The sequence below is a fragment of the Streptomyces odontomachi genome (genome assembly GCF_024435355.1).
Lineage (GTDB): Bacteria > Actinomycetota > Actinomycetes > Streptomycetales > Streptomycetaceae > Streptomyces > Streptomyces odontomachi.
This window is the reverse complement of the sequence record NZ_JAMJWG010000012.1, coordinates 280628-303004: the sequence shown is the minus strand read 5'-3', so window position 1 is coordinate 303004 and position 22377 is coordinate 280628. Positions and strand designations below refer to the sequence as shown.

Genomic DNA, 22377 nt, shown 5'->3' with positions numbered 1-22377 from the left:
GCGCGGAGAAGGGGGACAGGATGACGCAGACGGCGAGCAAGGTCGGCGTGTTGCCGAAGGAGATCGGAAGCCTCAGCCAGGGGGTCCCCGCGGCACTGCCCGGCACCCTCTTCGTCCTGGGTTCCAACGGAGGCATGAGCGTCGCGCCGGACGCCGACTTCCCGCTGCTGTTCGGGCGCAACGCCCCCGAGGTGCACGTCTGCGTCGGCGTCGGCGACACCCGCGTCAGCCGCCGGCACGGGCTGATCACCCGGGAGTACTCGCGCTGGATGCTGCGCAACACCGGCAAGCTGCCCATCCGCTTCCCGGGCTCCCGGCTGGTGCTCAGCGGGGACCGGATCGAGCTGACGAGCGGATACACGCCGCTGTTCATCGTGGCGCCCCGGCAGGAGCACCTGCTGGAGGTGCGGATCTCCGCGCACCCCGCGGCGGGTCCCGGTGGCGTGGGGGACGTGTACACGGAGCGGACGTTCGACGGGGACGAGCGCGAACTCGACCCGCAGGAGAAGCTGGTGCTGGTCTGCCTCGCCCAGCGCTATCTCCAGGGCGACCCGCAGCCGCAGCCGCTGACCTGGGCACAGGTCGCCGACGAGCTCCAGGAGCTGCGGCCGGACGAGCGCTGGAGCCGCAAGAAGGCCGCCCACATCGTCACCAAGGTCCGCCAGCGGCTCAGCAAGCGGGACGGCGTCTACGGCCTCGTCGAGGAGGAGGTCCCGCCTCCGGTGGGCAATGCCCTCAACCACAACCTGATCAGCGATCTGCTCATCACCACCACCCTCACCAAGGCGGACCTGATCCTGCTGGACCCGGCCCTGCGGCGGGTCTCGACGCGGGGTTGACGGCCGGGCGGCCGGCGCCCCATGGGCCCGGACGGCGACACCGCCCGCGGGCCGGGTGGCCGCGCGGGCGGTGCCTTTCACCGTCGCCGTTCCGGGGCGGGAGGTTGGTTACGGCTACGGCGTCCAGGGGGTGGAGACCTGCCAGGTCACGTCGGCTGCCCAGGACGTGGCGCTGTCGAAGTCGTTCGATCCACCGTTCGAGGCGATGTAGACGGTGTTGTTGTAGTGGCGGATGAACCGGTCGGGGTAGTTGTACGAGGCGAACGAGGTGCCCGAGCCGCTCTTGCCGGTCTGCGGGCAGAACGTGGCGTCCTGCCGGAAGACCGACGTCCCGTCCATCGGCTGCCGCTGCAACTTGTAGTCGTAGTGCCGCAGGAAGTCGCCCGGGTAGTTCCGTGACTCGAAGGACACGCAGGAGGAGTCCGCGAGGCCGCGGCGCACGATCCAGGAGGAGTCGTTCTTGTCGAGTGAGGAGCTGCTCGACGAGACCACCGAGGTGACCGCCGCGTTGTACTGGTGGCGGATGTAGCGGTCGGTGTAGCCGCTGGTGGTGGCCCGCAGGGAGATCGTCGAGCCCGGGTTCAGCGTGCCGCCGGCGACCGGGCTGGCCGCCCCGTAGCCCACCGAGACGATGTTGGACTGCACCTGGTTGTCGGCGGAGTCGGACGGGACGCCGCTGGTCATCACGCCCTCGAAGAACGAGCCGATGGAGCCGTTGCTGTTGTCGCCACCGGTGCCGAGGACGATGGAGCCCTCCTGCTGCATCGGGGAGTAGCCCGAGCGGTTCGGCTCCCCGCCCGAGTACTCGGTGGTGAGCCCGCCGGACTGGGCGTTGCCGTCCCGGATGGCGAAGTGGTCCTGGCCGTTGTTCTTCAGGAGGGCGGTGACGAACGGCTCCGTGCGGCCGGTGTTCGACGAGTTCTTGCTGTAGCCGTCGTCCGACTGGAACAGGCCGTTCTCCAGGTCCGCCTGGACCCATGGGCCGGCGCCGCTGCACGGCGAGAACCAGCATTCGGTGCCGAAGTTCAGGGCGTCCATGTGGCCGTTGCCGGTGTCGGCGATCTTCACCTCGGCGTTGCCGTAGTCGAAGCAGCACAGGTTGTTGACGTGGGTGCCCGACGTCACCATGTACATGCCCTCAGGCTGGCCGTTGACGGCGACACCGGAGGCGGCGGTATGCCGGTAGCCCATCCTTCCGGAGAACGACGCCCCGTAGACCTGGTGGCCGCCCGCGGTCACCGGCAACGCGTCGGCGGGCACACCGGAGTTGGCCGGGCCCGCGGTGCCGGCCGGTTCGATGGGCAGGTCGTTGTTGCGCGACGACTGGTCGTAGATCACGTTGATGATGCAGGTCGAGCCGGCGCAGAAGGAGTCCTGCGTGGCGGCGTTGGCGTAGCCGCCGGTGGACAGCACCCCGACGTCCTTCGTCGCCCCGTCGGCCCGCTTGAGCTGGTAGAGGGGGCCGTTGAAGGACGCGTACAGTGCGCGCGTGGTGCTGTGCGCGGCCACGCAGGGGGTGCCGGCCGCGGCGTAGATGTCGCACGGCAGGGACGACGCGGCCTGCGACGTGCCGGTGCCGCCGGCCAGCAGGCCGAAGACGAGGGCGACCGTCGCCCCCATCGACAGCAGCACGTGTCTCACTTTCGTGAGGCGTACGGGGAATCTCATGGCTGGTGTCCGGTCCTTCCGTGCACTGGGGAGGTACGGGCGGTCGGGCGCGCCCCGGCAACGGTCATGCGCATGTCACAGCGCGGCGCGCACCCGGGTGCGGTGCGGGGAAGCGTGGTGCTGCCGGCCGGTGGAGCAAGAGGCCGAACGGTGGGGCGCGGTGGTCGTACGGTCCGTGCGCGGCGGCGGCCGTGGCCGATCGGCGCTCGATCGTGTCGTTCCGGGCGCTGGGTGCGTTCCGCGCGTTCGATATGTCGTACGTTGGTCGTAAGATCGAACCTGACGGTAAGGGTGGCGGCGGGCGGCGTCAATGCCTCCCGCGCAACTTCGCACGTCCCCGCTCCCCGTGGTCGGACCGGCGAACCCTGGGGTCGTCAGGGCGCGGTGGCACCGAAATTTTCGCCGGACTCGGCCGTTGCCAGGGTCGCCCGTTGGTGCCTGACCGTCACCGGCTCGGCGGTTACGTGTTCTTACGCGTCACGAGACCCAAGCTCCACGCTCTTGACCCCCCTCAAGGCCCTGCTTACAGTGCACGCCCGTAGCGTTCCGTCGAGTAGTCGAAACCTTTCGATCCGGTCCCGGTCGGGGTGAAGGGTCACGCCTCATGAGCATGCGGGGCGGGGCGACCACAGCCATGTCAGGAAAGGCAGGACCGTCGCAGATGCGGATGTACGACAACCCGGTGATCGGCGGGTTCCACCCCGACCCCAGTGTCTGCCGGGTGGGGGAGGACTACTACCTCGTCTGCTCCAGCTTCGAGTACGTCCCCGGCGTGCCCCTCTTCCACAGCCGGGACCTGGTGCACTGGCGGCAGATCGGCAACGTCCTGGACCGGCCCGGGCAACTGGAGCTGGCGGACGACGTGCCGGCCTCCGCCGGCATCTACGCGCCCACGATCCGTCACCACGACGGCCGCTTCTACATGATCACCACCGCCGTGGGCGACATCGGCAACTTCATCGTCACCGCCGAACGGCCCGAGGGACCCTGGTCGGACCCGATCCCGCTCGGGCTGCCCGGCATCGACCCGGACCTCGCCTGGGACGAGGACGGCACCTGCTGGTGCACCCTCGCCGGAGTGAGCACCGCCCGGATCGACCCGCTGTCCGGCCGGGTGCTGGAAGGCCCGTTCCGGTCCTGGTCCGGCACCGGTTTCCAGCATCCCGAGGCGCCGCACCTGTACCGCATCGGCGAGTGGTGGTACCTGCTGATCGCCGAGGGCGGCACCGACCGGGGACACGGCGTCTCCATCGCCCGCGCCCGCACCCCGCGCGGCCCCTTCGAGTCCTGCCCGGCCAACCCGATCCTCACCCACCGCAGCACCGACCTGCCCGTCCAGAGCACCGGCCACGCCGACCTCGTCAGCGCACCCGACGGCACCTGGTGGATGGTGCTGCTCGGCACCCGGCCACGCGGCGGCTTCCCCCGGTACCACGTACTGGGCCGCGAAACGTTCCTGACGCCCGTGCAGTGGCGGGACGGCTGGCCCGAGGTCGGCCCGGTCCAGGAACGGCACCCGGCGCCGGCCGCCTGGCACCCGCTGCCGCCCGCACCGGAGCGCGACGACTTCGACGGACCTGAGCTGGCGCCGCACTGGATCTCGCCACGCCGCCGCCCGGCGAACTCCTTCTCCCTGGACGAGCGGCCGGGCACGCTGACGCTCACCGCCACCGGGCCCAGCCTCGACCGCCCCGGCCACACCTTCGTCGGACGCCGCCAGCAACACCCCGACTGCCGGGCGGCGGTACGCCTGGAGCCCGGCACGGCACGCTGCGGGCTCTCGGTGCGCATGGACGAGGCGCACCACTACGACCTGGAGGTGCACGGGGGAGAGGCGAGCGTGATCGCCCGCATCGGGCCGCTGCGGCAGGTCGTCGCCCGCCACCCGGTGCCGCCCGGGCCGCTCACCCTGACCCTCGACATCCGCACCGGCGACGTACTCCCGCCGACCGTCACCACAGCCGACCAGGCAACCGGCGAACCCCTCGGCGTCGGCGCCCACGCCCCGGACACCCTCGCCTTCTCCCTCGGCGGGCCCGACCCCGTGCCGCTGGCCGAACTCGACGGCCGCTACCTGTCCACCGAGGTCGGCGGCGGCTTCACCGGCCGGGTGATCGGCATGTACGTCACGGACGGCAGCGCTGCGTTCGACTGGTTCGACTACGCGCCCACGACCGTCTCGGGGCCAGGGGACACGGCAAGAGACGGCGGGGCCTGAACGACCGATGGTGAACGAACCCTCCGAACCGCCTGAACCCCCCGAACCCCACGAGCCGCCGGGTGCCGGCGCCCTCTGCCTCGGCATCGACGCGGGCGGCACCCGCACCCGCGCGGTCGCAGCCGACGGCCGGCACCTGCTGGGCCAGGGCACGGGCGGGCCCGGCAACGCCCTCTCCGTGCCCCCGCAGGACCTGGCCGACCACCTCACCGCCGCCCTGTCCCAGGCGCTGCCCGCAGGGGCGGCGCCCCGGGTGCGTGGCGTGGCCGCAGGGGTCGCGGGGGTGTCGTGGCTGCTGCCCGACGACACGGGACGCGGCACGCTGGTGAAGGCGCTGCGCATCGCGCTCGACCGGCTCGGGGTGCCCGAAGACGTGCCCCTGGACGTACGCAGCGACGTGGAAGTGGCCTTCGCCTCCGGCCCCGGGACGTCGGCCGACGGGCTGCTGGCGCTCTCCGGGACCGGGAGCGCCGTCGTCCGGTTCGTCGCCGGGCGGGTGGTGGCCACCGTCGACGGGCACGGCTGGCTGCTCGACGACGCCGGCAGCGGGCACTGGATCGGCCGGCACGCCGGCCGGGCCGCGCTGCGCGCCCTGGACGGCCGCGGCCCGTGGACGGCACTCGTGCCCGCGCTCACCGCCCGGTTCGGCACCCCCGTCGCCACCCGCCCCGCCGACCGCCTGGAGTGCGAACGGGCCCGGGCCCGCCTGCTGGAACCCCTGATCACGAACGGCCCCGTCGCCCTCGCCCGGCTCTGCCCGCTGGTGGTGCGGGCCGCGGAGGAGGGCGACGAGGTGGCCGTCGCCCTCCTTGACGACGCGGTCGCGGCGCTGGCGGAGTCCGTCCGGGCGATGCACCCCGTCGCCGGGGAGACACTGGTGACCACCGGGGGATTGCTGGGACCCGCGGGCCCCCTGCTGCCCCGCCTCACCGACCGCCTCGCCCCGCTCGGGCTGCGCCCGACGCCCGTCGCCGACGGCACCCTGGGAGCGATCCGGTACGCCCGCCGGTTGGCGGCGCCCCGATAGGCGCGTGGGGCTGTGACATTGTGCGGCTCCGCCGCGTGGGCGCGTCCGGCGCGCCTGGAGGGGCGCGGGGCTGTGACATTGTGCGGCTCCGCCGCGTGGGCGCGTCCGGCGCACTTAGAGGGGCGCGGGGAACTGCGCGATCGGCACCGACGGGACCGTTGGGTCGTCACCGGCCGGGTGGGGCTGTTTCTGTTGTGTTCGGGCTACCGGGCCGGTGGTGGGCTGGTCGGGCAGTTCCCTGCGCCCCTTGATACGGGCACTTCGTGCCCGTCGGCGACGCGCGGTGGCCTCATCCGCTTAGGGGCGCGGGGAACTGCGCGATCGGCCGCGATGAGACCGTCGGGTCGTCACCGTCCGGGTGGGGCTGTTTCTGTCGTGTTCGGGCCACCGGGCCGGTGGTGGGCTGGTCGCGCAGTTCCCCGCGCCCCTACGGGCGCCTGCGGCAGCCACCCCGGGGTTGGCGGCGTCCGAGGGCCCCTACCGGGCCCTCGGGATCGGGTGCAACCCGGCCGCGGGCTGGACATCCGGCGCCGTCTGGATCGCCGTGCCGTCCGGGCCTCGGGCCACGCCGAGTTGGGAGATGGCGTTGACCAGGTGCACGGCGCCGTCGGGGGCGGTGATCGCCTGCCAGCGCTGGGTGCGGACGCCGTCCGCGCAGGATTCCTGCGTGAGGGCCGCGCCCACCTCCAGGGGCGCACCGAGATAGTGCTTGCCCCCCACCACGTCCAGGCACTCCCCGGTGGGAGTGCCGCCCCGCACCGCACGAAGCCGGTAGTAGCCGTCCTCCGTGGCCGTCAGCCACCACGTCGCGTCCGGGTCGGCGGCGAACCGGGCGGTGGCCCCTGCCGCGTCGGACGCGGTGGTCAGCCGGTCGTCCGTGGCGCCGTCGCCGAGGGCGAGCGCATAGGTGCCGTCGGCGAGCGGGAGCCGGGTGACGTTCTGCCAGCCCGGCGCGTGCCCGATGTGCTGGGCGAGGGTGGTGAAACCGGCGTAGTCGGGGGCCGGTTTCGGACTGCCCCAGGTCGCCTGGGCGAGGAACCGCAGCGGCATGAACGCGTCCGCCTCGACCTCGTTCTCCGTCTCGGCGGCGGCCGAGTCCGGCCACATCGAGACCTGCGCACCGGCGACCCCGGGCTGCGCCCCGGTCAGGGTCTGGCCCTCGAAGTCCAGCGGTGTCCAGTCGCTGTCGTAGAGGTGGGCGGTGTCCATGTGGAAGCCGCCGCGCACCAGGTACAGCGAGTACGCCGAGTTCATCACCGTGTTGCCGGCGGCGAGCAGGTCGGAGGGCTGCTCCTCGGGCTCGGTGAGCCAGTGCTGGACCACCACGTCCTTGTCGACCGGGACGGTGTTCGCGCCGCTCAGGCCGTCGTTCCAGATCCGCAGGGTGCGCCCGCCGGCGCGCACGTGCGCGTCCACCCGGTTGACGAAGTCGACGAACGCGTCCTGCGGGGTGGCCTGTTCGCCGTACCGGGCCTTGGCGTAGGCGGCGATCTGCGGGTAGTTCGCGAAGTCGGAGCCGAGCATGTACTCGTCGGCGCCCATGTGCCAGTACGGCGTGTCCCACACGCCCAGCGCCTCGTCGACCAGCTTGGTGTAGAAGGTGAACGCCTCCGGCTTGGTGATGTCCAGGCGGGTGGGGGACCTGGTGCCGGCGGCGTCGGTGAGCTGGAGCTCCGGGTGGTTCTCCAGGTACGGGTCGAAGTGCCCGGGGGAGTTGATCTCCGGCACCAGGGTGATGTGGTACCGGCGGGCCATCGCCGACAGCTGACGGACCTCGTCCTTGGTGTAGTAGCCCCAGAACTTCGTCGCCGGGTCCACGTCGCTGGCGACCTTGGCCTCGATCTGGAGCTGGTTGAGCTTCAGGTACGCCATGTCCCGCATCAGCCGCTCGAACCACGCCAGCGAGACATGGATGTAGCACGCGCACACGTCGACGCTCCGCTCGGCGTAGCGCGGCACGTCGACGGCGGTGCCGTGCGGCAGCGCCCGCCCGCCGGCCAGCATCTGGAGCACGGTACGGGTGCCGTAGTAGACGCCCGTTTCCGTGGCGGCGGTGATCCGGGCGGTGCCGGCGACGTCGAGCTCGTAGCCCTCGCTGCCCAGGTCCGTGCGGGACGGGTCGACGTGCAGCACCACGTCACCGGGGCGCGGCGCAGCGCCGGCGGTGACGGCCGGCCGCAGCCCGGCGCCGGTGGCCAGGTCGTCGGCGAGGGCACGGGCGTCGGCGCGCAGCGCGCGGTCCCGGGCGACCACGGCGGAGCCCCGGCCCAGGGTCAGGGTGCCCGGGCGCGGGGTCCACCGGGAGAGGGCGGGGATCACCTGGGGCGTGCCCGAGGACGCCGCCGCCGACGTCGTGCGGGGCGGTGCGGTGGCCGCGGAGGCGGTGGCCGGGAGGCCCGCCGGTACGAGCAGGACGAGCAGGACGAGAAGGGCGAGGAGGACGGGGATGGCGGGGACGGTGGGGAGGGTGAGGAAGACGCGGCCGGGGCGGCCGGGGCGGCCCGGCAGGGCTCCGGCCGGCCGGCCGGGCCGGGACCGTCTCCGTGGTCGATGGTGACGCATGCGGCGTTCTCCTCACGTTGTACGGGGGTGCGGTGCCCGCACGGTCCGGGCCCGTCAGGTGCTCAGGCGGTCATACGGTCATGCCGTTCGGCGGCCAGGCCGTGATGCCGTCCGGCGGTCATGTCGTCATGCGGTCCGGCGGATGCGGCCCGCGTACTCCGCCTCGAGACGGGCGTTGCGCTCGTCCGAGCCGGGCACGTTGGCGGACTGGTAGAGCGGCGGGGTGACAGCGGCGGCGAGCAGCCGGGCCACCGTCTCGGCCAGGGTCATCTGGAGCAGCAGGGCGCCGGTGATGGTGCTCAGCGCGCACACTCCGGTGCCGTCCGGGAGCTGGAGCACGCAGTCGCCGAACGGCGCGCCGTTGTCCAGCACCACGTCCGCCAGCTCGAACAGCCGCTTGCCGCTGGGGTGCCGTGCGGTGATCTGCGAGGAGTGGGTCACCGAGGTGACGGCGATGATCTTGTGGCCGCGTTCCCTGACCAACCGGGCCATCTCCACGATGGCGCCGTTGCCGCCGGACTGGCTGGCGATCACGAAGATGTCCGCATCCCGGATCTCGGCCAGCGCCAGGACCTTCGCCGCGACCGCGGGGTCCCGCTCGGCGAACGGGTCGAGCGCGTCGTCGGGGTCCTCGCCGCCGAACAGCACCCGGTCGCGCAGGGAGAGCTGGTTGGTGGGGACGAGCCCGCCGGCGCGGCCGGCCACCTCCATGGCGAGCGCCTGCGAGTGGCCGGTGCCGAACACCTGGATCACGCCCTTGTCCCGCAGCGCCGCGGCCATCAGGTCGGCGGCCTGCGCGATGCTCTCCCGCGCCCCCTCGATCGTCTCGGGCAGCGCCCGCGAGACGCTCTCCCAGTAGGCGGTCCCGGAGGGGGCGCCGGACGGGGTGCCGGGAGCGGCGGACGTTTCTGAAGGCTGGGACGTCATCGAGGGGGTTCCTCTCCATGGGGGGTGGGGTCGGCGTTCCGCTTCTTGCCGGTGCCGCCGGTGCCGCGGGCGGCGCGTTTGGCCGGGTAGGTCCTGCGGTGGTCCGCGATGGTCGCCGCGGTGGTCTCCAGGGCCTCGACGGTGCGGTCGTAGGTCCGTTGCGCCACGCCCATGTAGAGCGCGTCGAGCACGATCAGCTGGGAGTGGCGGGCGGCCAGGAAGTCCGGCCGGAGGCTGACGGAGCGCACCGACGTGGTGAGTACCGTGCCGGCGCCCCTGGCCAGCGTGGAGCCGGGCGCGTTGGTGAGCGCGATGGTGGTGGCGCCGCGGTCGCCGGCCACCGCCAGCGGGCGGCAGGTCTCGGCGGTCTCGCCGGTGTGGGAGATGCCGACGGCCACGTCCTGCGGGCCGAGTTGGCTCGCGCTGGTGAGCGCCGAGTGCACTTCGGGCCAGGCCCACACGGCACAGCCGATGCGGTGCAGCCGCAGTTGCAGCTCGGTGGCCACGAGGGCGCTGCCGCCGACGCCGTACAGGTCCACCCGGCGCGCCGTGGCCAGCGCGTCGCAGGCGGCTTCCAGCGCGGTGGTGTCCAGACCGGCGACGGTGTCGTACAACGCGGCGGCGTCACGTTTCGCGATCACCGCGAGCACCCGCTCCAGCGGGTCGGCCACGTCGATGTCCTCGCCCAGGTCGGCACGCCAGGCGTCGCCGGCCTCCCGACCCGACTCGGTGGCCAGCCCGATGCGCAGTTCCGCATACCCGTCCACGCCGGCCCGGCGGCACACCCGGGTCACCGTCGACGTCGAGGTGCGGGCGGCGGCGGCCAGTTCCTGGATGGTCAGCGCGGCCGCGCCCGCCGGATCGGCGAGCAGGCGGTCGGCGACCCGGCCGGCGGCCCCGCTCAACTCCGGACGCAGGGCGCGCAGCCGGGGGATGAGCCCTCCCGTGGCCATGAAAATATTTACCTCTTTCCATCTTCCGATGCGGTAACTATTCTCATCGGCTCGAAGCGCTGTCAAGGTTGGCCGGACACCGGCTCACGTCGACGAAGCCGTATCCCACGAAGCCGCACCAGCGAAGCCGTATCCCACGAAGCCGCACCGGGGAAGCCGAATCCGATGAAGCCGCATCCCGTGAAACCGCGTCAGCCAGCAGTGTCCTGCCCGCAGCCGGAAAGCCGGCACCGGCGCGGTACCGCGTCCGCGCGCCGGGTACTGGCCGCGGCCGCCGCGCTCGCCGTGGTGGCGCTCCTGCCACCTGCGAGCGCCGGGGCTGCCCCCACCGCCCCCGCCCAAGCCGCCGCGGACCCGTGCCGGACACCCGTCCAACCCGCCTCCGTCCTGCCCGTCGAGCCGTGCGACAGCCCGGACCGGATCGTCGAGAAGGCGGCGAAGATCGTGCCACGGGCCTCGCAGGTGGCCTGGCAGCAGCGCAAGGTGATCGCGTTCACGCACTTCGGGATGAACACCTTCACCGACCGGGAGTGGGGCTCCGGCATGGAGGACGAGGACCGCTTCGATCCGCCGTCGGCCGAGGTCACGCAGTGGATGCGGGCATACCGGGCGATGGGTGCGAAGGAAGTGATCTTCACTGCCAAGCACCACGACGGCTTCGTGCTCTACCCGACCCGCTACACCGACCACTCGGTGGTCGCGAGCCCCTGGTGGATCCACGGCTGCCCCTCGGACGACGCGTCCTCCGCCGCCCGCACGGCCGCCGAACAGCGCCGGGACACCGACCCGTCGGCGTACTGGCAGGTGCGTGACACCGGCTGCCGGAACCCGGACGGCGACATCCTCGGCAGCTATGTGCGCGCCGCCCGCGAAGCCGGGCTGCGCGTCGGCGTGTACCTGTCGCCGACGGACGGCGCCGAACTGCCGCACGCCTGGCACCGGGACACCTACATCCCGGCGATCCAGGCCAAGCCGCCCGCCCAGCGCTCCATCGCCGAGGTGGCCACCCTCCAGGACGCGCCCGCGCCACCCGCGGGCAGCGGCCGGTACGGCAACGAGAGCAAGGCCGTGCCCCGCACCATCCCGACCCTCGTGCCCGGTGACGACCGGGCGGCACGGGTGGCCAGCGGCGCCCTGCCGAGCTTCGAGGTCACCGAGGACGACTACAACACCTACTACCTCAACCAGCTCTACGAGCTGTTCACCCAGTACGGCCCCATCGACGAGCTGTGGCTGGACGGCGCCAACCCGTGGGCGGGCACCGGCGTCAGCGAGCCCTACGACTTCACCACCTGGTTCAAGCTGATCAGGTCGCTGTCCCCGGACACCGTGGTCTTCGCCGGGCCGCAGGGCACCCGCTGGGTCGGCAACGAGTCGGGGGTGGCCCGCACCGGCGAGTGGAGCGTGGTCCCGGCGACCGCCGACCCCGCCACGGCGCACAACGAGGGCCTGATCCCGGGCGGTCCGCAGGCCGAGGACATCGGCTCGCGCACCGTGCTCACCGGTCCCGACGTGCGCTACCTCCAGTGGTTCCCGGCCGAGGCCGACTCCTCGATACGGCCCGGCTGGTTCTACCACCCCGACGAGTCGCCGCAGTCCCCGGCCACCCTGGTCACCAAGTACCAGCAGTCCGTGGGCCGCAACGCGGTCATGCTGCTGAACGTGCCGCCGGGCACCGACGGCCGGATAGCCGACGCCGACCTGGCGGCGCTGACCTCCTTCGGCACCACCATCCGCGACACCTACGGCAGCAACCTGCTCACCGCCCCCCGCGCGCTGGCCGACGACGACCTGCACACGGGCTGGTCGCCACCGGGCGGCGCGGACACCGGCACCCTGACGCTCACGCTGCCGCACCCCACCACGTTCGACCAGCTGGCCCTCGGTGAGGACATCACCCGCGGCCAGCACGTCGAACGCTTCTCCGTGGACGTCTGGGACGGCGCCCGGTGGACCGCGGCCGGCGCCGGTACCACCATCGGCCACGAACGCCTCCTGGTCCTGCCGTCCCCCGTGACGACCACCCGCATCCGGGTGCACATCGAAGCGGCCCGCGCCACGCCGCACCTGGCGACGGTGGGGCTGTACCGGACGGCGGGGTGACGGAGCGACGGGACACGGAGGGACGGGATACGGAGGATGAGGTACGGAGGATGAGGTACGGAGGACGGGATACGGGATGACGGGCTGAGGCCGGGGCGTGCGCCGGCCGGCGCAGAGGGCTTCCCCGGGGCTCCCCGCGCCGGCCGGCGGTGACGCGCGTTGATCGGCGGTGACCTGCGCTGACCGGTGATGATGCGCGACGACCGGCCTGGACACCCGAGGCCCTCTTGTCAGGAACCGGCCCTCTCCACATACTCGCCTCATCGCGGACCCTTCGGGGACGCGTGTCCCGAGGACCGTCGGAGCACGGCGGATCGCGGCCTCGGCGACGAGTACGGCGCGTTCTTCCCCCACCGCCGGCAAGCGCGTGGCGTACGCCGTCACCGCCTGACCGGCTCCCACCGACCCGGCGTGACCCGTGCGGGGCGTACCCCGCAGGCCATGGCGCGTGACCGCGTCCACGGCGCACCACTGATGCATCGCTCCGAGCGGGCCACGTCACGGTCTCATTTGTCGTGCCCCTGCCAATACCTGGCGGGACGGCTCGACAGGAAGGAACCCCCCATGCAGACCCATGTCCTGAAGTGGCTGCTGACCGCCTGGAAGAGACCCATGGCCGTCCTGGCGGTCGTCCTGGCTGCCTTCATCCTGCCGGCGCCCGCCCACGCCCAGAGCGCCGACCCGACCCCCGGCCCCGCCGTCGTCGGCGGCACCCGGGCCGCCCAGGGCGAATTCCCCTTCATGGTCCGCCTGTCCATGGGCTGCGGCGGCGCCCTGTACTCGTCCGACCTGGTGCTGACCGCGGCGCACTGCGTCGACGGGACCGGCTCCAACACCGGCATCACCGCCACCCTCGGCGTGGTCGACCTCCAGAGCAGCAGCGCGATCAAGGTCAAGTCCAACTACGTCTACCAGGCGCCCGGGTACGACGGCTACGGCAAGGACTGGGCGCTGATACGCCTGTCCCAGAAGGTCACCGGCCTGGCCACGCTGCCGATCGCGCACTCCACCGCGTACGACAGCGGCACGTTCACCATCTCCGGATGGGGCTCGACGTACGAGAACGGTCCGCAGCAGCGCTACCTCCAGAAGGCCACCGTGCCCTACGTAGACGACGCCACCTGCAACGACGCGTACTCCGGTGACCTGATCCCGAGCGACGAGATCTGCGCCGGCTACCTCTCGACCGGCGGCGTCGACACCTGCCAGGGCGACTCGGGCGGCCCGATGTTCCGCAAGGACGGCAACGGGGCCTGGATCGAGGTCGGCATCGTGAGCTGGGGCAACGGCTGCGCGGAGCCCGGCTACCCCGGCGTGTACAGCCAGGTGAGCACCTTCGCCTCGGCGATCGACGCGGCGGCGTCGTCGCTCGGCGGGTGACGGGTCCCCACCGCACCCCACCCCACCGCACCGTTCCGGCCGGCTGACCGGCACCCGGGGCGCCCCTGATCCACGGGGGCGCCCCTGTCCACGGCTGCCTCGCGTCCGTCGGGATCAGCTCCGTGCGACGTCCTTGACGAAGACGATCCCGTCGCTGTCCGCCAGGTGGGCCGGATCGAGCGGGGCGTAGCCGAACCAGGGGGATTCGCGGGGTGCGGGCCGGGTGTCGCCGAGGGCGCCGGCCAGCCGGGGCGCGTCGATGACGTAGCGGTCCTCCGGGAGCGCGTACAGGAGCCCTTCGAGCGTGTCCGGCGGCGGCGTGTCCACTCCCCGGTGCCGGATCGTGCCGAGGGCCGTGGCCACGAACGCGTACCCCTCGTCGAGATGGGCGCTGACCAGCGCACCGGCGCTCCACCACTGCACCGCGCCCTGCCACATCCGCATCGTGCTCTTGTCGCGCTGGAGATGGGAGTTGTGGGCGTGGACGAGCGCCGGGCCCCGTTCGGCGAGGGCGAGGAGGTTGTCGGCCATCATCCGGTCCCGCAGGGCCACCAGCCGGGTCATGCGGGCCGGCGAGGTGTCGGCCATCCAGGAGTGGTAGCGCAGCAGGCCGGTGGCGGTGCGCCCGTACAGGCGCGCCCGGTCCCAGGCGTCCCGCGGGGCCGAAGCGAGCAGGTGCGGCGTCTGCTCGTCGAACAGCGCCACCAGATCGTCGGCGAGCAGCCGCAGCCGGCCGGCCTCGGCCGACCGCCCCACGGACTGGGCCGGGTCCATCATCGCGGCCGGATCGCTCCACCGGTCGTCGGCGCCGAGCAGCCGGTCCAGCGTCTCCGCGGTGCAGGGCAGCAGGTCCGCGTCCACCCAGGTCGAAAGGTAGTGGTGGAGCCCGGTGAGGGCCTGCCGGGGGCTCGCGGCGCCGGTGATCTCCAGCGGGCCGTCGAAACCGGCGAAGCGGACCCGCTCGGACGCGGGCCGGCCGTCGTTGTGGGCGCGCATCCAGCGCACGAGTTCACGGTTGGCCGCGGACGCCCCGAGTCCGAGGTCCGGGTGGCTGAAGCCGCGCTCCATGACGTCCTCGAAGGTGCCCGTGCCCGAGGTGACGTAGTCGTCCACGAGCAGGCCCCTCACGCAGTCGCTCTCGATCGCGATCGTCCGGTACCCCTCCTGCTCGACGAGTTGCCGGAACAGGTCGTTGCGCAGGTCGAGCAGCGTGTCCTCGCCGTGCGTCGGCTCGCCCAGGGCGAGCAGCCGGGGCCGGGCCGGGAGCAACCTCATGACCACGGCCGCCTCGACGGCATGCATGGTGTCCCTGATGTCAGTAACCATGCCGTCAACGGTATCGTTGAAGATCCGGTTGAAACTTTTCCGCGACAACGGCAGGCGCACGGGGCATTCATGGGGAGAAACCTTCAAAGCGGTGCGCGGCTCCGGCCGGTCGATCTGGCACGCGGGCACGGTCTTTCCACGCAGGCGGTCAGGAACTACGAGGCGGCCGGCATCCTTCCGGCCGCCGACCGCACCCCCCACGGCTACCGCACCTACACGCCGCTGCACGCGGGGGCGCTGCGCGCGTTCCTCGCCCTGGTGCCCGGACACGGCCACCAGACGGCGACGTCGATCATGCGGGCCGTGCACCGGGGCGCCGTCGACGAGGCGTTCCGGCTCATCGACGAGAGCCACGCCCAACTCCTCGACGACCGGCGGACCCTCCAGGCCGTGGAGCGGGCCCTGCGCGACCTGGAGCCCACGACGGCGCCCGAGACCGGGACGGAGACCGAGACCGGGACGGAGACCGAGACCGGGACGGGGGCCGAGCCGGGTGCGGGGTCCGGGCCGGCCGCGGTGTCCGCGCCCGGCGGCACGTTCATCGGGCCGTTGGCGGCACGGCTCGGCATCCGGCCCGCGACGCTGCGCACCTGGGAGCGCGCCGGCCTGGTGCGCCCGCGCCGCGACCCGCGGACCGGATACCGCGTCTACGACGAGTCCGACGTACGGGACGCCCGGCTGACCCACCAACTCAGGCGGGGCGGCTACCTGCTGGAGCACATCGCACCGGTCATCGCCCAGGTGCGGTCCGCCGGCGGTCTCGAACCACTGGAAGCCACCCTGCGGGACTGGCGCGACCGGCTGTCCGCACGCGGGCGGGCGATGCTGGGCGGGGCCGCCGAGCTGGCGGCGTACCTCGGCGAACGCTGATGAGACGTACCCGCCGGCTGCCGGTGGCGGTGCCGTGGTCGCCACGGCGGTGCCCGAACCCACCGGCGGGACCCAACCCCCCCTCGCCGACGGTGCGTTGAGCGACACCTCCGCCGGCCCCGCCTCCGGCTCCTCGCCGCATCCCTTGTGGCCTCCACCACCGTGTCCTATAGTCCCGGCCACCACGACTGTGGCATCGATCCCACATTCTTGCCTGCGGGCGTGGTTCAACGAGTTGGGAGCCGTGACGTGACAGCACCTTCGACCCTGCGTCCCGGTCGGTCAGGAGGCCGACCGAGGCGTGGCCGGTGGTCCACTGTGAACAGCCGCCGGGAAGCCCGCGCGGGGCTCCTGTTCATATCGCCGTGGATCATCGGATTCCTGCTCTTCACCGTGGGATCGATGCTCTACAGCCTCTATGTGTCGACGACCGATTACGACGTCGCCACCGGCGCAGGCGAATCCGTCGGACTGCAGAACTACCGGCGTCTGCTGGAGGACCCGAAGATCGCCACTTCCCTCGGGAACACGCTCTTTTACGCCATCATGGCCGTTCCGCTGGAAATCTGCCTGGCGCTGTTCCTCGCCGGACTCCTGCATCGCGTGAAAAGGGGCTCCGGCGTCTTCCGCACATTGTTCTACCTGCCGAAGATGACACCGACCGTGGCCACCGCTTCGGTCTTCCTCATCCTCCTGAACGGTAATACGGGCGCCATCAACAAGGCACTGTCGTTCGTGGGCATCGACGGCCCGCAGTGGCTGGTGGACCCCGCCTGGATCAAGCCTTCCGTCGTCGTGATGACGCTCTGGGGCGTGAGCGGGACCGTGGTGATCCTGCTGGCCGCGTTGAAACAGGTGCCCACCGACCTCTACGAGGCGGCGGCCATCGACGGTGCGGGACCGGTGCGGCGGTTCTTCCAGGTGACGGTGCCGATGATCTCGGGGCCGCTGTTCTTCTGCGTGGTGGTGCTCACCATCGCCGCGCTCCAGATCTTCGACCAGGCATATCTGCTCTTCTTCCGGGACGCCACGAATCTCGCACCGGAGTCCGCGCTGTTCTACGGCGTGTACCTCTTCCAGCAGGCCTTCCAGGAATTCAGCATGGGGTTCGCCGCCGCGATGGCCTGGCTGCTGTTCCTGATCATCCTGGTCATCACCTCGCTCCAGTTCACGCTGGGCAACAGGTTCGTCTACTACGAGGGCGGGAACGACTGATGGGCAGCGCCGACGTGATGGTCACCGAGCCCGCGCCCGTCGACCGCCCGCGATCCGCGGAGCGCCCGGCGGAGCCCCGGCAGCACCGGCCGCGGCGGCTGCGCTGGCCCGGTGCCGGCCAGGTGCTGTGCTGGCTCCTGCTGATCGGCTTCGCGATCCTCTTCCTCTACCCGTTCGCCTGGCTGCTGGCGGCCTCCCTCAAGCCACGCGGCGAGGTGTTCGACAACAAGCTCATACCGGACCACCTCACCTTCGCGAACTTCGTCGACGTCTGGGACAAGCTGCCGGTGCAGCACTGGCTGTTCAACAGCCTCTACATCGCGGTACTTGCGGCCGGATTCGTGACGATATCGAGTTCGCTGGTCGCCTTCGGTTTCGCGTATTTCCGCTTTCCCTTCAAACGCACCCTGTTCGCCCTGCTGCTGGGCACGATGATGCTGCCGGGCGCGGTCACCCTCGTCCCGAACTTCCTGGTCTGGCAGTCGCTCGGCGCCATCGGCACGACCGTGCCGCTGTGGGGCCAGAACCTCTTCGGCTCGGCCTTCTACATCTTCCTGCTCAGGCAGTTCTTCATGGGCCTGCCCCGGGACACCTTCGAAGCGGCCCGGCTGGACGGCTGCGGCTATTTCGGCCTCTACCGCAGAATCTGCCTACCCCTGTCGGTGCCGTCCCTGATCATCGTCTTCCTCTTCGAGTTCCAGGCGAGCTGGAGCAATCTCCAGGCCCCGCTGATCTACCTGAACTTCGCCAACCCGGACGACTTCACGGTGCCGCTCGGCATCTCGTACGCCATGACGCAGTTCAGCCCGACGGCGGGCGGCCAGGGCGACTACCAGTGGGTGATGATGGCGGCCCTGCTGGTCACCCTTCCCATGGTGGTGCTGTTCGCGATGGGCCAGCGGTACATCATCGACGGCATCGCCACGCAGGGTCGCAAGGGGTAGCTCCTCGGGCGTCCCGGCGCCCCCGCGCCAGATCAGCGCATCACCCCGGCCGCCTACGCGGCGGGCCGCTGCCCCCTGCGCCGGTGCACGCCCCTTCCCCTCCCGGGGTGAGCCGGAAGGCGCTGGGGACGCCTTTCCATGCGCTGGGGCACGCCTTTCCACAGCCCTACGACGCGCGGTTGCCGGCGTACGACGCGCGGTTGCCGGCGGACGGCGTGACCGGCGGGTGGCGTGGCCGGCCGCGGCGGGCGCGCCGTGCGCACTCAGGCCCGGGCCGGCCATGAGGTGCAGGTCGGCGCCGGTGGCGTCCGGAGCCACGGCTGCGTTGTCAGTCCGCTGAAGTATCCTTCCCGCCGCCACACACCGACTGGGAGGACCGAGAGAATTGACCGAGCTGGCTGCATTCCCGCTGCCTTTTCTTGCTTCCCGCACCGGATCGTCCAAGGAGCCCCGAACACTGCGGGAACTTCAGATGATGCGGTGCAGCGCCCACATCCGGGCGAAGCCGGAATGGTTCGTCAAGATGAACGACGCCGGAATCGTCGCCAGGTGGACACGGGAGGCGGTCGCCCAGGGCCTGACCGAAGCGCAGATCCGTTATGTGCTCGAAGAACTCGCGTATTACGCCGGACTGCGCGACGGGCGAACCGGCGTGGAGGTGTCCGCCGTCGACGGGGTGTGGCAGTCGGACACCCTGGTCGACGACGAGCTCAGGTCCCGGCTGCGTGCGGCGGTTCGGGTGCTGGAAGAGGTCCCCGAGGCGGAACGGGACTGGCATCCGGGCTCCGACGGCCAGGTACTGGATCTCGTTCACCCCTCGCTGTTCTGCCTCGTGCGTGAGGTCAGCGGTATATCCGAGGGGGCCTGGCGGAATCCGGCGGCCGGCAGGTCACGGTACGAATTCTCGGAGAAGTTCCAGTGGCTGCCCACGGATGTCGAGGTCGGTGACGACGGCGATGTCGTCTTCCGCTCGTACGTCAACAACGTCCACCCCGTGGCACATGGCGAACTCGCCGCCGTCCTGCCGGACCTGTTCGCGCGCCTGCGCCCGCTGCTGGAGAACGTGCTCACCGATCTGCGCCATCCGCGGCCCCTGCGGATCGTGGCCGACCCCTACGCGTGGTACGACGAGGCCCCGGACAAGCCGGTCGAGCCCTCCGGCGACGACGATGAGGCCTACGAGGCATGGGAGGAGGCCGACGAGAGGTGGTGGGAGAACCGCCGCCCGGTCGTCCCGGACGCCCCGGTCTTCACCCCGCCCACGCTGCCCGACGACTCCGCCCGCGTCGACCTGCGCGGCCGTCGTCTCCAGGTCATCGTCAAGCTCGCCACCATCCATCTCACCCCGGATAAGCCCGAGTACCAAGGCGGTTCCTGGCATGTCGAGGGGATGATGAACGAGCGGATCGTCTCGACCGGCATCTACTACTGGGACAGCGAGAACATCACCGAGAGCGGGCTGAGTTTCCGGACGGCGGTCAACGACCCGAACTACGAGCAGAATGACGACAACGGCGTGAGTGAGGTCTACGGCCTGGAAAACGAAGACCCGCTGAACCAGGTGCTGGGATCGGCGTCGACCCCGGCGGGCCGCTGCCTGGCCTTTCCGAACGTTCTGCAACACCGCGTAGGCGCGTTTCGCCTCTCGGACCCCACGCGGCCTGGATATCGCAAAATCCTTGCGTTCTTCCTGGTGGACCCGTCGGCGACGATCGTCTCGACGTCCGATGTGCCGCCGCAGCAGCCCTGGTCCGCCACCTCGACCATGACGCTGGAAGAGGCCAAGGGCTACCGCGAACAACTCATGCGGGAACGCAAGTTCTTCGTCGACGAGCACAACGAGCAACTCTTCGAGCGAGAGTTCTCCCTGTGCGAGCACTGAACCGTCGCCGGAACCCGGCGGGCGTGCGGGTCAGCCCACGCCCTGTCGGCGCACCATCTCGGTGATCCAGACGGGGGCGAACGGAGACGTGCAGCCCGGGGAAGTCGGATAGTCCTTGAGTACCTCCAGGCGCTCACCGATGTCGATGGCACGGGCGCGGTGTTCGGCGTGGTCGATGCCGATCTGGGCCAGGCAGTGGTTCATGGCCCACTGGAGGTGCTCGGGGGCGTCTTTCATCTGCGTCTCGACGATGTCGAGCAGTCCGGAAAGGTCGAGGCCCTCCGGCCGTTTCGCCACGCGTTCGGTGGTCAGCGCCCAGCCGGCGCTCGCGACCACGGGATCCGGGTCGGCGAACCAGGCCAAGCGCAGCTCTTCGGCGTGCGGGCTCTTCTTCACCACGTAGTTCACGAGCCAGTCGTGCACCTTGGGCGTGCGCGCCTCGCGCAGCATGGTGTCCAGCTCAGCACGCTCGAACGCCTTCGGACGGCAGACCAGGAGCGCCAGCAGCCGCGCCGCGTCGTCATCCGTCGCCCAGAGCCGGCACGCGAGATCCTGCTGCGTCTTCAACCGCTTCGCGAGCGCGCGCAACTTGCTGAGGTTCACACCGTGGTGGTCGCCGTGCCTCTCGTTCACCGCGCGAATCTTCGGATCCTCAAGCGCAGCGAGCTCCGCCATCACCTCGGTCAGCGTTGTTCCGGCCACCTCAGCCTCCTGTCCCACAGCCGTGAAATGCAGCCTACGACAGACTCGTCCTCCCTCTTATCGAGGTACATAACCGCCGGCCCCGCCCAGCCCGATCACCGGCCCGCAAAAATACACCGCCGAGACCGGACACCCGTGCTCCGATTCAGTACCCACTGCTAAGGGGCGCGGGGAACTGCGCAACAAGTCCCACCGCCCGCAGCCGGAAATGCGCCTCAGCCTCCCACGGCCAATCGGCAAAGGCCGGAGCCCCGCTCCAGAAGCCCCCGCACGCGGCGAACCACCCCCTGAGGGGGCTCCGGGAGGCGGGGAAGGGGGCACCCGCCCCCACCCCCGCCGTCACACCTTGTCGTACCCGTACAACGCCGCCGTCTGCGCATCATGCAACGCATCGGCGACCGGCTTGCTCCCGGTGAACGCCTGCACCACCGCATTGGCCAGCTCCCGCCGGATGGCAAGGCCGGCTGCCGACGCGCCGATCGACCGGCCGTGCCGGACCACCTGGTAGTACGCCTGGATGACCTGGTCGAAGTCGGCGTTGCCGCTGGGCTTGACGTACTTGCGCCGTACCAGGTCGTCCGCGGAGCGTGCGCCGGTGAACAGGCCGGTGTTGATGCCGCCCGGCGTGTCGTGCACCGTCTTGGCGCGGGCCACGCCGGCCGCGAGCCAGGCGCTGTCGGAGGTCACCGCGCGCGCCCAGGCGACGGCCGCGGAGGGATTGGGCGCGGTCTTGGGGACCACGAACGCGGTGCCCTGCGAGCAGGCGAACGGGTTGCCGGAACGGTCCCGCAGCGGCGTGGCCATGATGCTGACCTTCTTCGCGGTCGCGGAGAGCACGTTCGGATACCACTGGGCGTACAACTGGGCGCCCACCTGGTCACGCACGTACTGGTTGCCGTTGCCGAACTGGTCGAACGACTGGAAGTAGCTCTCCACCACCGCGTATCCGCCCTGAACGTCGTAGACCGACTTCAGGAAGCGCACCGCCGCCACGACACCGGGATCGTCGAGGGTGGGCCGCCCCGACTCGTCCATCAGACGGCCGTCGAACGCGGTGATCCAGTCGGGCATGCTGTCCGTGATGGACGGATACAGGCCGAGCGTCTGAGGCTTGCCGTGCCGGCCGCGGTACATCTTCCTGACCGCGTCGAGGAACCGCTCGGTGTCGGAGAGGTCCATGTCCTCGTCGGTGACCCCGGACCGTTCCATCACCCGCTTGTTCAGCAGCAACGCGAACGGCTGCCAGAACTGCGGGATCCCGTAGATCTTGCCGTCCATGGTGACGTCGTCCAACGTGGCGGGGTAGTAGTGCGCGCGCGGATCGAACCCGGCCATGTCGAACGCCTCGTCGAGCGGCCTGATCAGGCCCTTCGCGGCGTAGGTGCCGATGAACGTGCGCATCATGACGACGATGTCGGGGACCCTGCCGCTGGCCAGCAGCGCGGTGAACTTCTGCGGGTCGAAGTTGGCCCTGTCGTAGGTGATCGGGATGTGGGACAGCTGGTGGGCGGCGTAGCCCTCGCGGGCCTGCCCCACCTCGTCGGTGGCCTGCCAGCCGTACAGGCTCAGCTTGCCGCGCAGGTCGGTGGTGTAGGCGCGTTGCCGCGCAGCGCCGACGCCGCAGCCGGTGGCCGCGAGGAGCGGGGGAACCAGCGCGAGGGAGAGGGCGTTGCGTCGGGTGATCATGGCGGGTCCCTTCGGCTTGGACAACGTCGTCCGCCTCTGTCGACGGGCAGGGAGGGAGTGGATGGGAGTGGACCG

The 22377-nt window shown here is 71.3% G+C and carries 16 protein-coding genes; 9 read left to right on the top strand and 7 right to left on the bottom strand.

Annotated elements, in window-relative coordinates:
- The first annotated feature begins 20 nt into the window (after positions 1-20).
- Positions 21-839, top strand: a complete 819-nt coding sequence (locus NQO67_RS24730; RefSeq protein WP_255952410.1) for an FHA domain-containing protein — start codon at positions 21-23, stop codon at positions 837-839.
- A gap of 114 nt (positions 840-953) precedes the next feature.
- Here NQO67_RS24730 and NQO67_RS24725 read toward each other — a convergent pair whose 3' ends face one another.
- The gene (locus tag NQO67_RS24725; RefSeq protein ID WP_255952409.1) at positions 954-2507 is read right to left on the bottom strand and encodes an alpha-L-arabinofuranosidase B; all 1554 of its coding nucleotides are present in this window, start codon (positions 2505-2507) and stop codon (positions 954-956) included.
- Positions 2508-3168: 661 nt separating this feature from the next.
- Between NQO67_RS24725 and NQO67_RS24720 the strand changes: the two genes are divergently transcribed.
- Complete coding sequence (locus NQO67_RS24720; RefSeq protein ID WP_255952408.1) at positions 3169-4725, top strand: glycoside hydrolase family 43 protein; 1557 nt, start codon at positions 3169-3171, stop codon at positions 4723-4725.
- Between the two features lie 7 nt (positions 4726-4732).
- A complete protein-coding gene (locus NQO67_RS24715; RefSeq protein ID WP_255952407.1) occupies positions 4733-5752 on the top strand; it encodes an N-acetylglucosamine kinase in 1020 nt (339 codons plus the stop codon).
- A 477-nt stretch (positions 5753-6229) separates the two neighbouring features.
- Here NQO67_RS24715 and NQO67_RS24710 read toward each other — a convergent pair whose 3' ends face one another.
- From NQO67_RS24710 to NQO67_RS24700, 3 genes are all read right to left on the bottom strand, one after another.
- Entirely contained in the window at positions 6230-8314 is a 2085-nt protein-coding gene (locus NQO67_RS24710) for a family 20 glycosylhydrolase (protein ID WP_255952406.1), read from the bottom strand.
- Positions 8315-8440: 126 nt separating this feature from the next.
- Entirely contained in the window at positions 8441-9241 is an 801-nt protein-coding gene (locus NQO67_RS24705) for a sugar isomerase domain-containing protein (RefSeq protein WP_255952405.1), read from the bottom strand.
- A complete protein-coding gene (locus NQO67_RS24700; protein WP_255952404.1) occupies positions 9238-10194 on the bottom strand; it encodes a MurR/RpiR family transcriptional regulator in 957 nt (318 codons plus the stop codon). The genes NQO67_RS24705 and NQO67_RS24700 overlap by 4 nt, the downstream gene beginning before the upstream one ends.
- Positions 10195-10455: 261 nt before the next feature.
- Here NQO67_RS24700 and NQO67_RS24695 point away from each other — a divergent pair, with 261 nt between their 5' ends.
- Entirely contained in the window at positions 10456-12297 is a 1842-nt protein-coding gene (locus NQO67_RS24695; protein ID WP_255952449.1) for an alpha-L-fucosidase, read from the top strand.
- 564 nt (positions 12298-12861) lie between these two features.
- Entirely contained in the window at positions 12862-13677 is an 816-nt protein-coding gene (locus NQO67_RS24690; RefSeq protein ID WP_255952403.1) for a S1 family peptidase, read from the top strand.
- 114 nt (positions 13678-13791) lie between these two features.
- Here the strand turns inward: NQO67_RS24690 and NQO67_RS24685 are convergent, their stop codons facing one another.
- Positions 13792-15003 carry an erythromycin esterase family protein gene (locus tag NQO67_RS24685; protein ID WP_255952402.1) on the bottom strand — a complete coding sequence of 404 codons (1212 nt, stop codon included), beginning with the start codon at positions 15001-15003 and terminating at the stop codon, positions 13792-13794.
- 69 nt (positions 15004-15072) lie between these two features.
- Between NQO67_RS24685 and NQO67_RS24680 the strand changes: the two genes are divergently transcribed.
- The 4 genes from NQO67_RS24680 (at position 15073) to NQO67_RS24665 (ending at position 19914) form a co-directional block, all read left to right on the top strand.
- A complete protein-coding gene (locus NQO67_RS24680) occupies positions 15073-15873 on the top strand; it encodes a TioE family transcriptional regulator (RefSeq protein WP_255952401.1) in 801 nt (266 codons plus the stop codon).
- A gap of 318 nt (positions 15874-16191) precedes the next feature.
- Positions 16192-17088, top strand: a complete 897-nt coding sequence (locus NQO67_RS24675) for a carbohydrate ABC transporter permease (RefSeq protein ID WP_255952400.1) — start codon at positions 16192-16194, stop codon at positions 17086-17088.
- The gene (locus NQO67_RS24670; RefSeq protein ID WP_255952399.1) at positions 17088-18032 is read left to right on the top strand and encodes a carbohydrate ABC transporter permease; all 945 of its coding nucleotides are present in this window, start codon (positions 17088-17090) and stop codon (positions 18030-18032) included. Before NQO67_RS24675 ends, NQO67_RS24670 begins: the two co-directional genes overlap by 1 nt.
- 385 nt (positions 18033-18417) lie before the next feature.
- On the top strand, positions 18418-19914 hold the full coding sequence (locus NQO67_RS24665) for a DUF4246 domain-containing protein (RefSeq protein WP_255952398.1): 1497 nt from the start codon (positions 18418-18420) through the stop codon (positions 19912-19914).
- 30 nt (positions 19915-19944) lie between these two features.
- Here NQO67_RS24665 and NQO67_RS24660 read toward each other — a convergent pair whose 3' ends face one another.
- A complete protein-coding gene (locus NQO67_RS24660; RefSeq protein ID WP_255952448.1) occupies positions 19945-20589 on the bottom strand; it encodes a DNA alkylation repair protein in 645 nt (214 codons plus the stop codon).
- 366 nt (positions 20590-20955) lie between these two features.
- Positions 20956-22302, bottom strand: coding sequence for an ABC transporter substrate-binding protein (locus NQO67_RS24655; protein WP_255952397.1), 1347 nt, complete (start codon positions 22300-22302; stop codon positions 20956-20958).
- Positions 22303-22377 lie beyond the last annotated feature (75 nt).

Excerpts from the sequence above, each read along its gene's own strand:
- NQO67_RS24705 (WP_255952405.1), bottom strand. The coding sequence starts at position 9,241 with ATGACGTCCCAGCCTTCAGAAACGTCCGCCGCTCCCGGCACCCCGTCC.
- NQO67_RS24680 (WP_255952401.1), top strand. The coding sequence starts at position 15,073 with ATGGGGAGAAACCTTCAAAGCGGTGCGCGGCTCCGGCCGGTCGATCTG.
- NQO67_RS24710 (WP_255952406.1), bottom strand. The coding sequence starts at position 8,314 with ATGCGTCACCATCGACCACGGAGACGGTCCCGGCCCGGCCGGCCGGCC.
- NQO67_RS24730 (WP_255952410.1), top strand. The coding sequence starts at position 21 with ATGACGCAGACGGCGAGCAAGGTCGGCGTGTTGCCGAAGGAGATCGGA.
- NQO67_RS24725 (WP_255952409.1), bottom strand. The coding sequence starts at position 2,507 with ATGAGATTCCCCGTACGCCTCACGAAAGTGAGACACGTGCTGCTGTCG.
- NQO67_RS24715 (WP_255952407.1), top strand. The coding sequence starts at position 4,733 with ATGGTGAACGAACCCTCCGAACCGCCTGAACCCCCCGAACCCCACGAG.
- NQO67_RS24690 (WP_255952403.1), top strand. The coding sequence starts at position 12,862 with ATGCAGACCCATGTCCTGAAGTGGCTGCTGACCGCCTGGAAGAGACCC.
- NQO67_RS24670 (WP_255952399.1), top strand. The coding sequence starts at position 17,088 with ATGGGCAGCGCCGACGTGATGGTCACCGAGCCCGCGCCCGTCGACCGC.
- NQO67_RS24700 (WP_255952404.1), bottom strand. The coding sequence starts at position 10,194 with ATGGCCACGGGAGGGCTCATCCCCCGGCTGCGCGCCCTGCGTCCGGAG.
- NQO67_RS24685 (WP_255952402.1), bottom strand. The coding sequence starts at position 15,003 with ATGGTTACTGACATCAGGGACACCATGCATGCCGTCGAGGCGGCCGTG.
- NQO67_RS24720 (WP_255952408.1), top strand. The coding sequence starts at position 3,169 with ATGCGGATGTACGACAACCCGGTGATCGGCGGGTTCCACCCCGACCCC.
- NQO67_RS24660 (WP_255952448.1), bottom strand. The coding sequence starts at position 20,589 with ATGGCGGAGCTCGCTGCGCTTGAGGATCCGAAGATTCGCGCGGTGAAC.
- NQO67_RS24655 (WP_255952397.1), bottom strand. The coding sequence starts at position 22,302 with ATGATCACCCGACGCAACGCCCTCTCCCTCGCGCTGGTTCCCCCGCTC.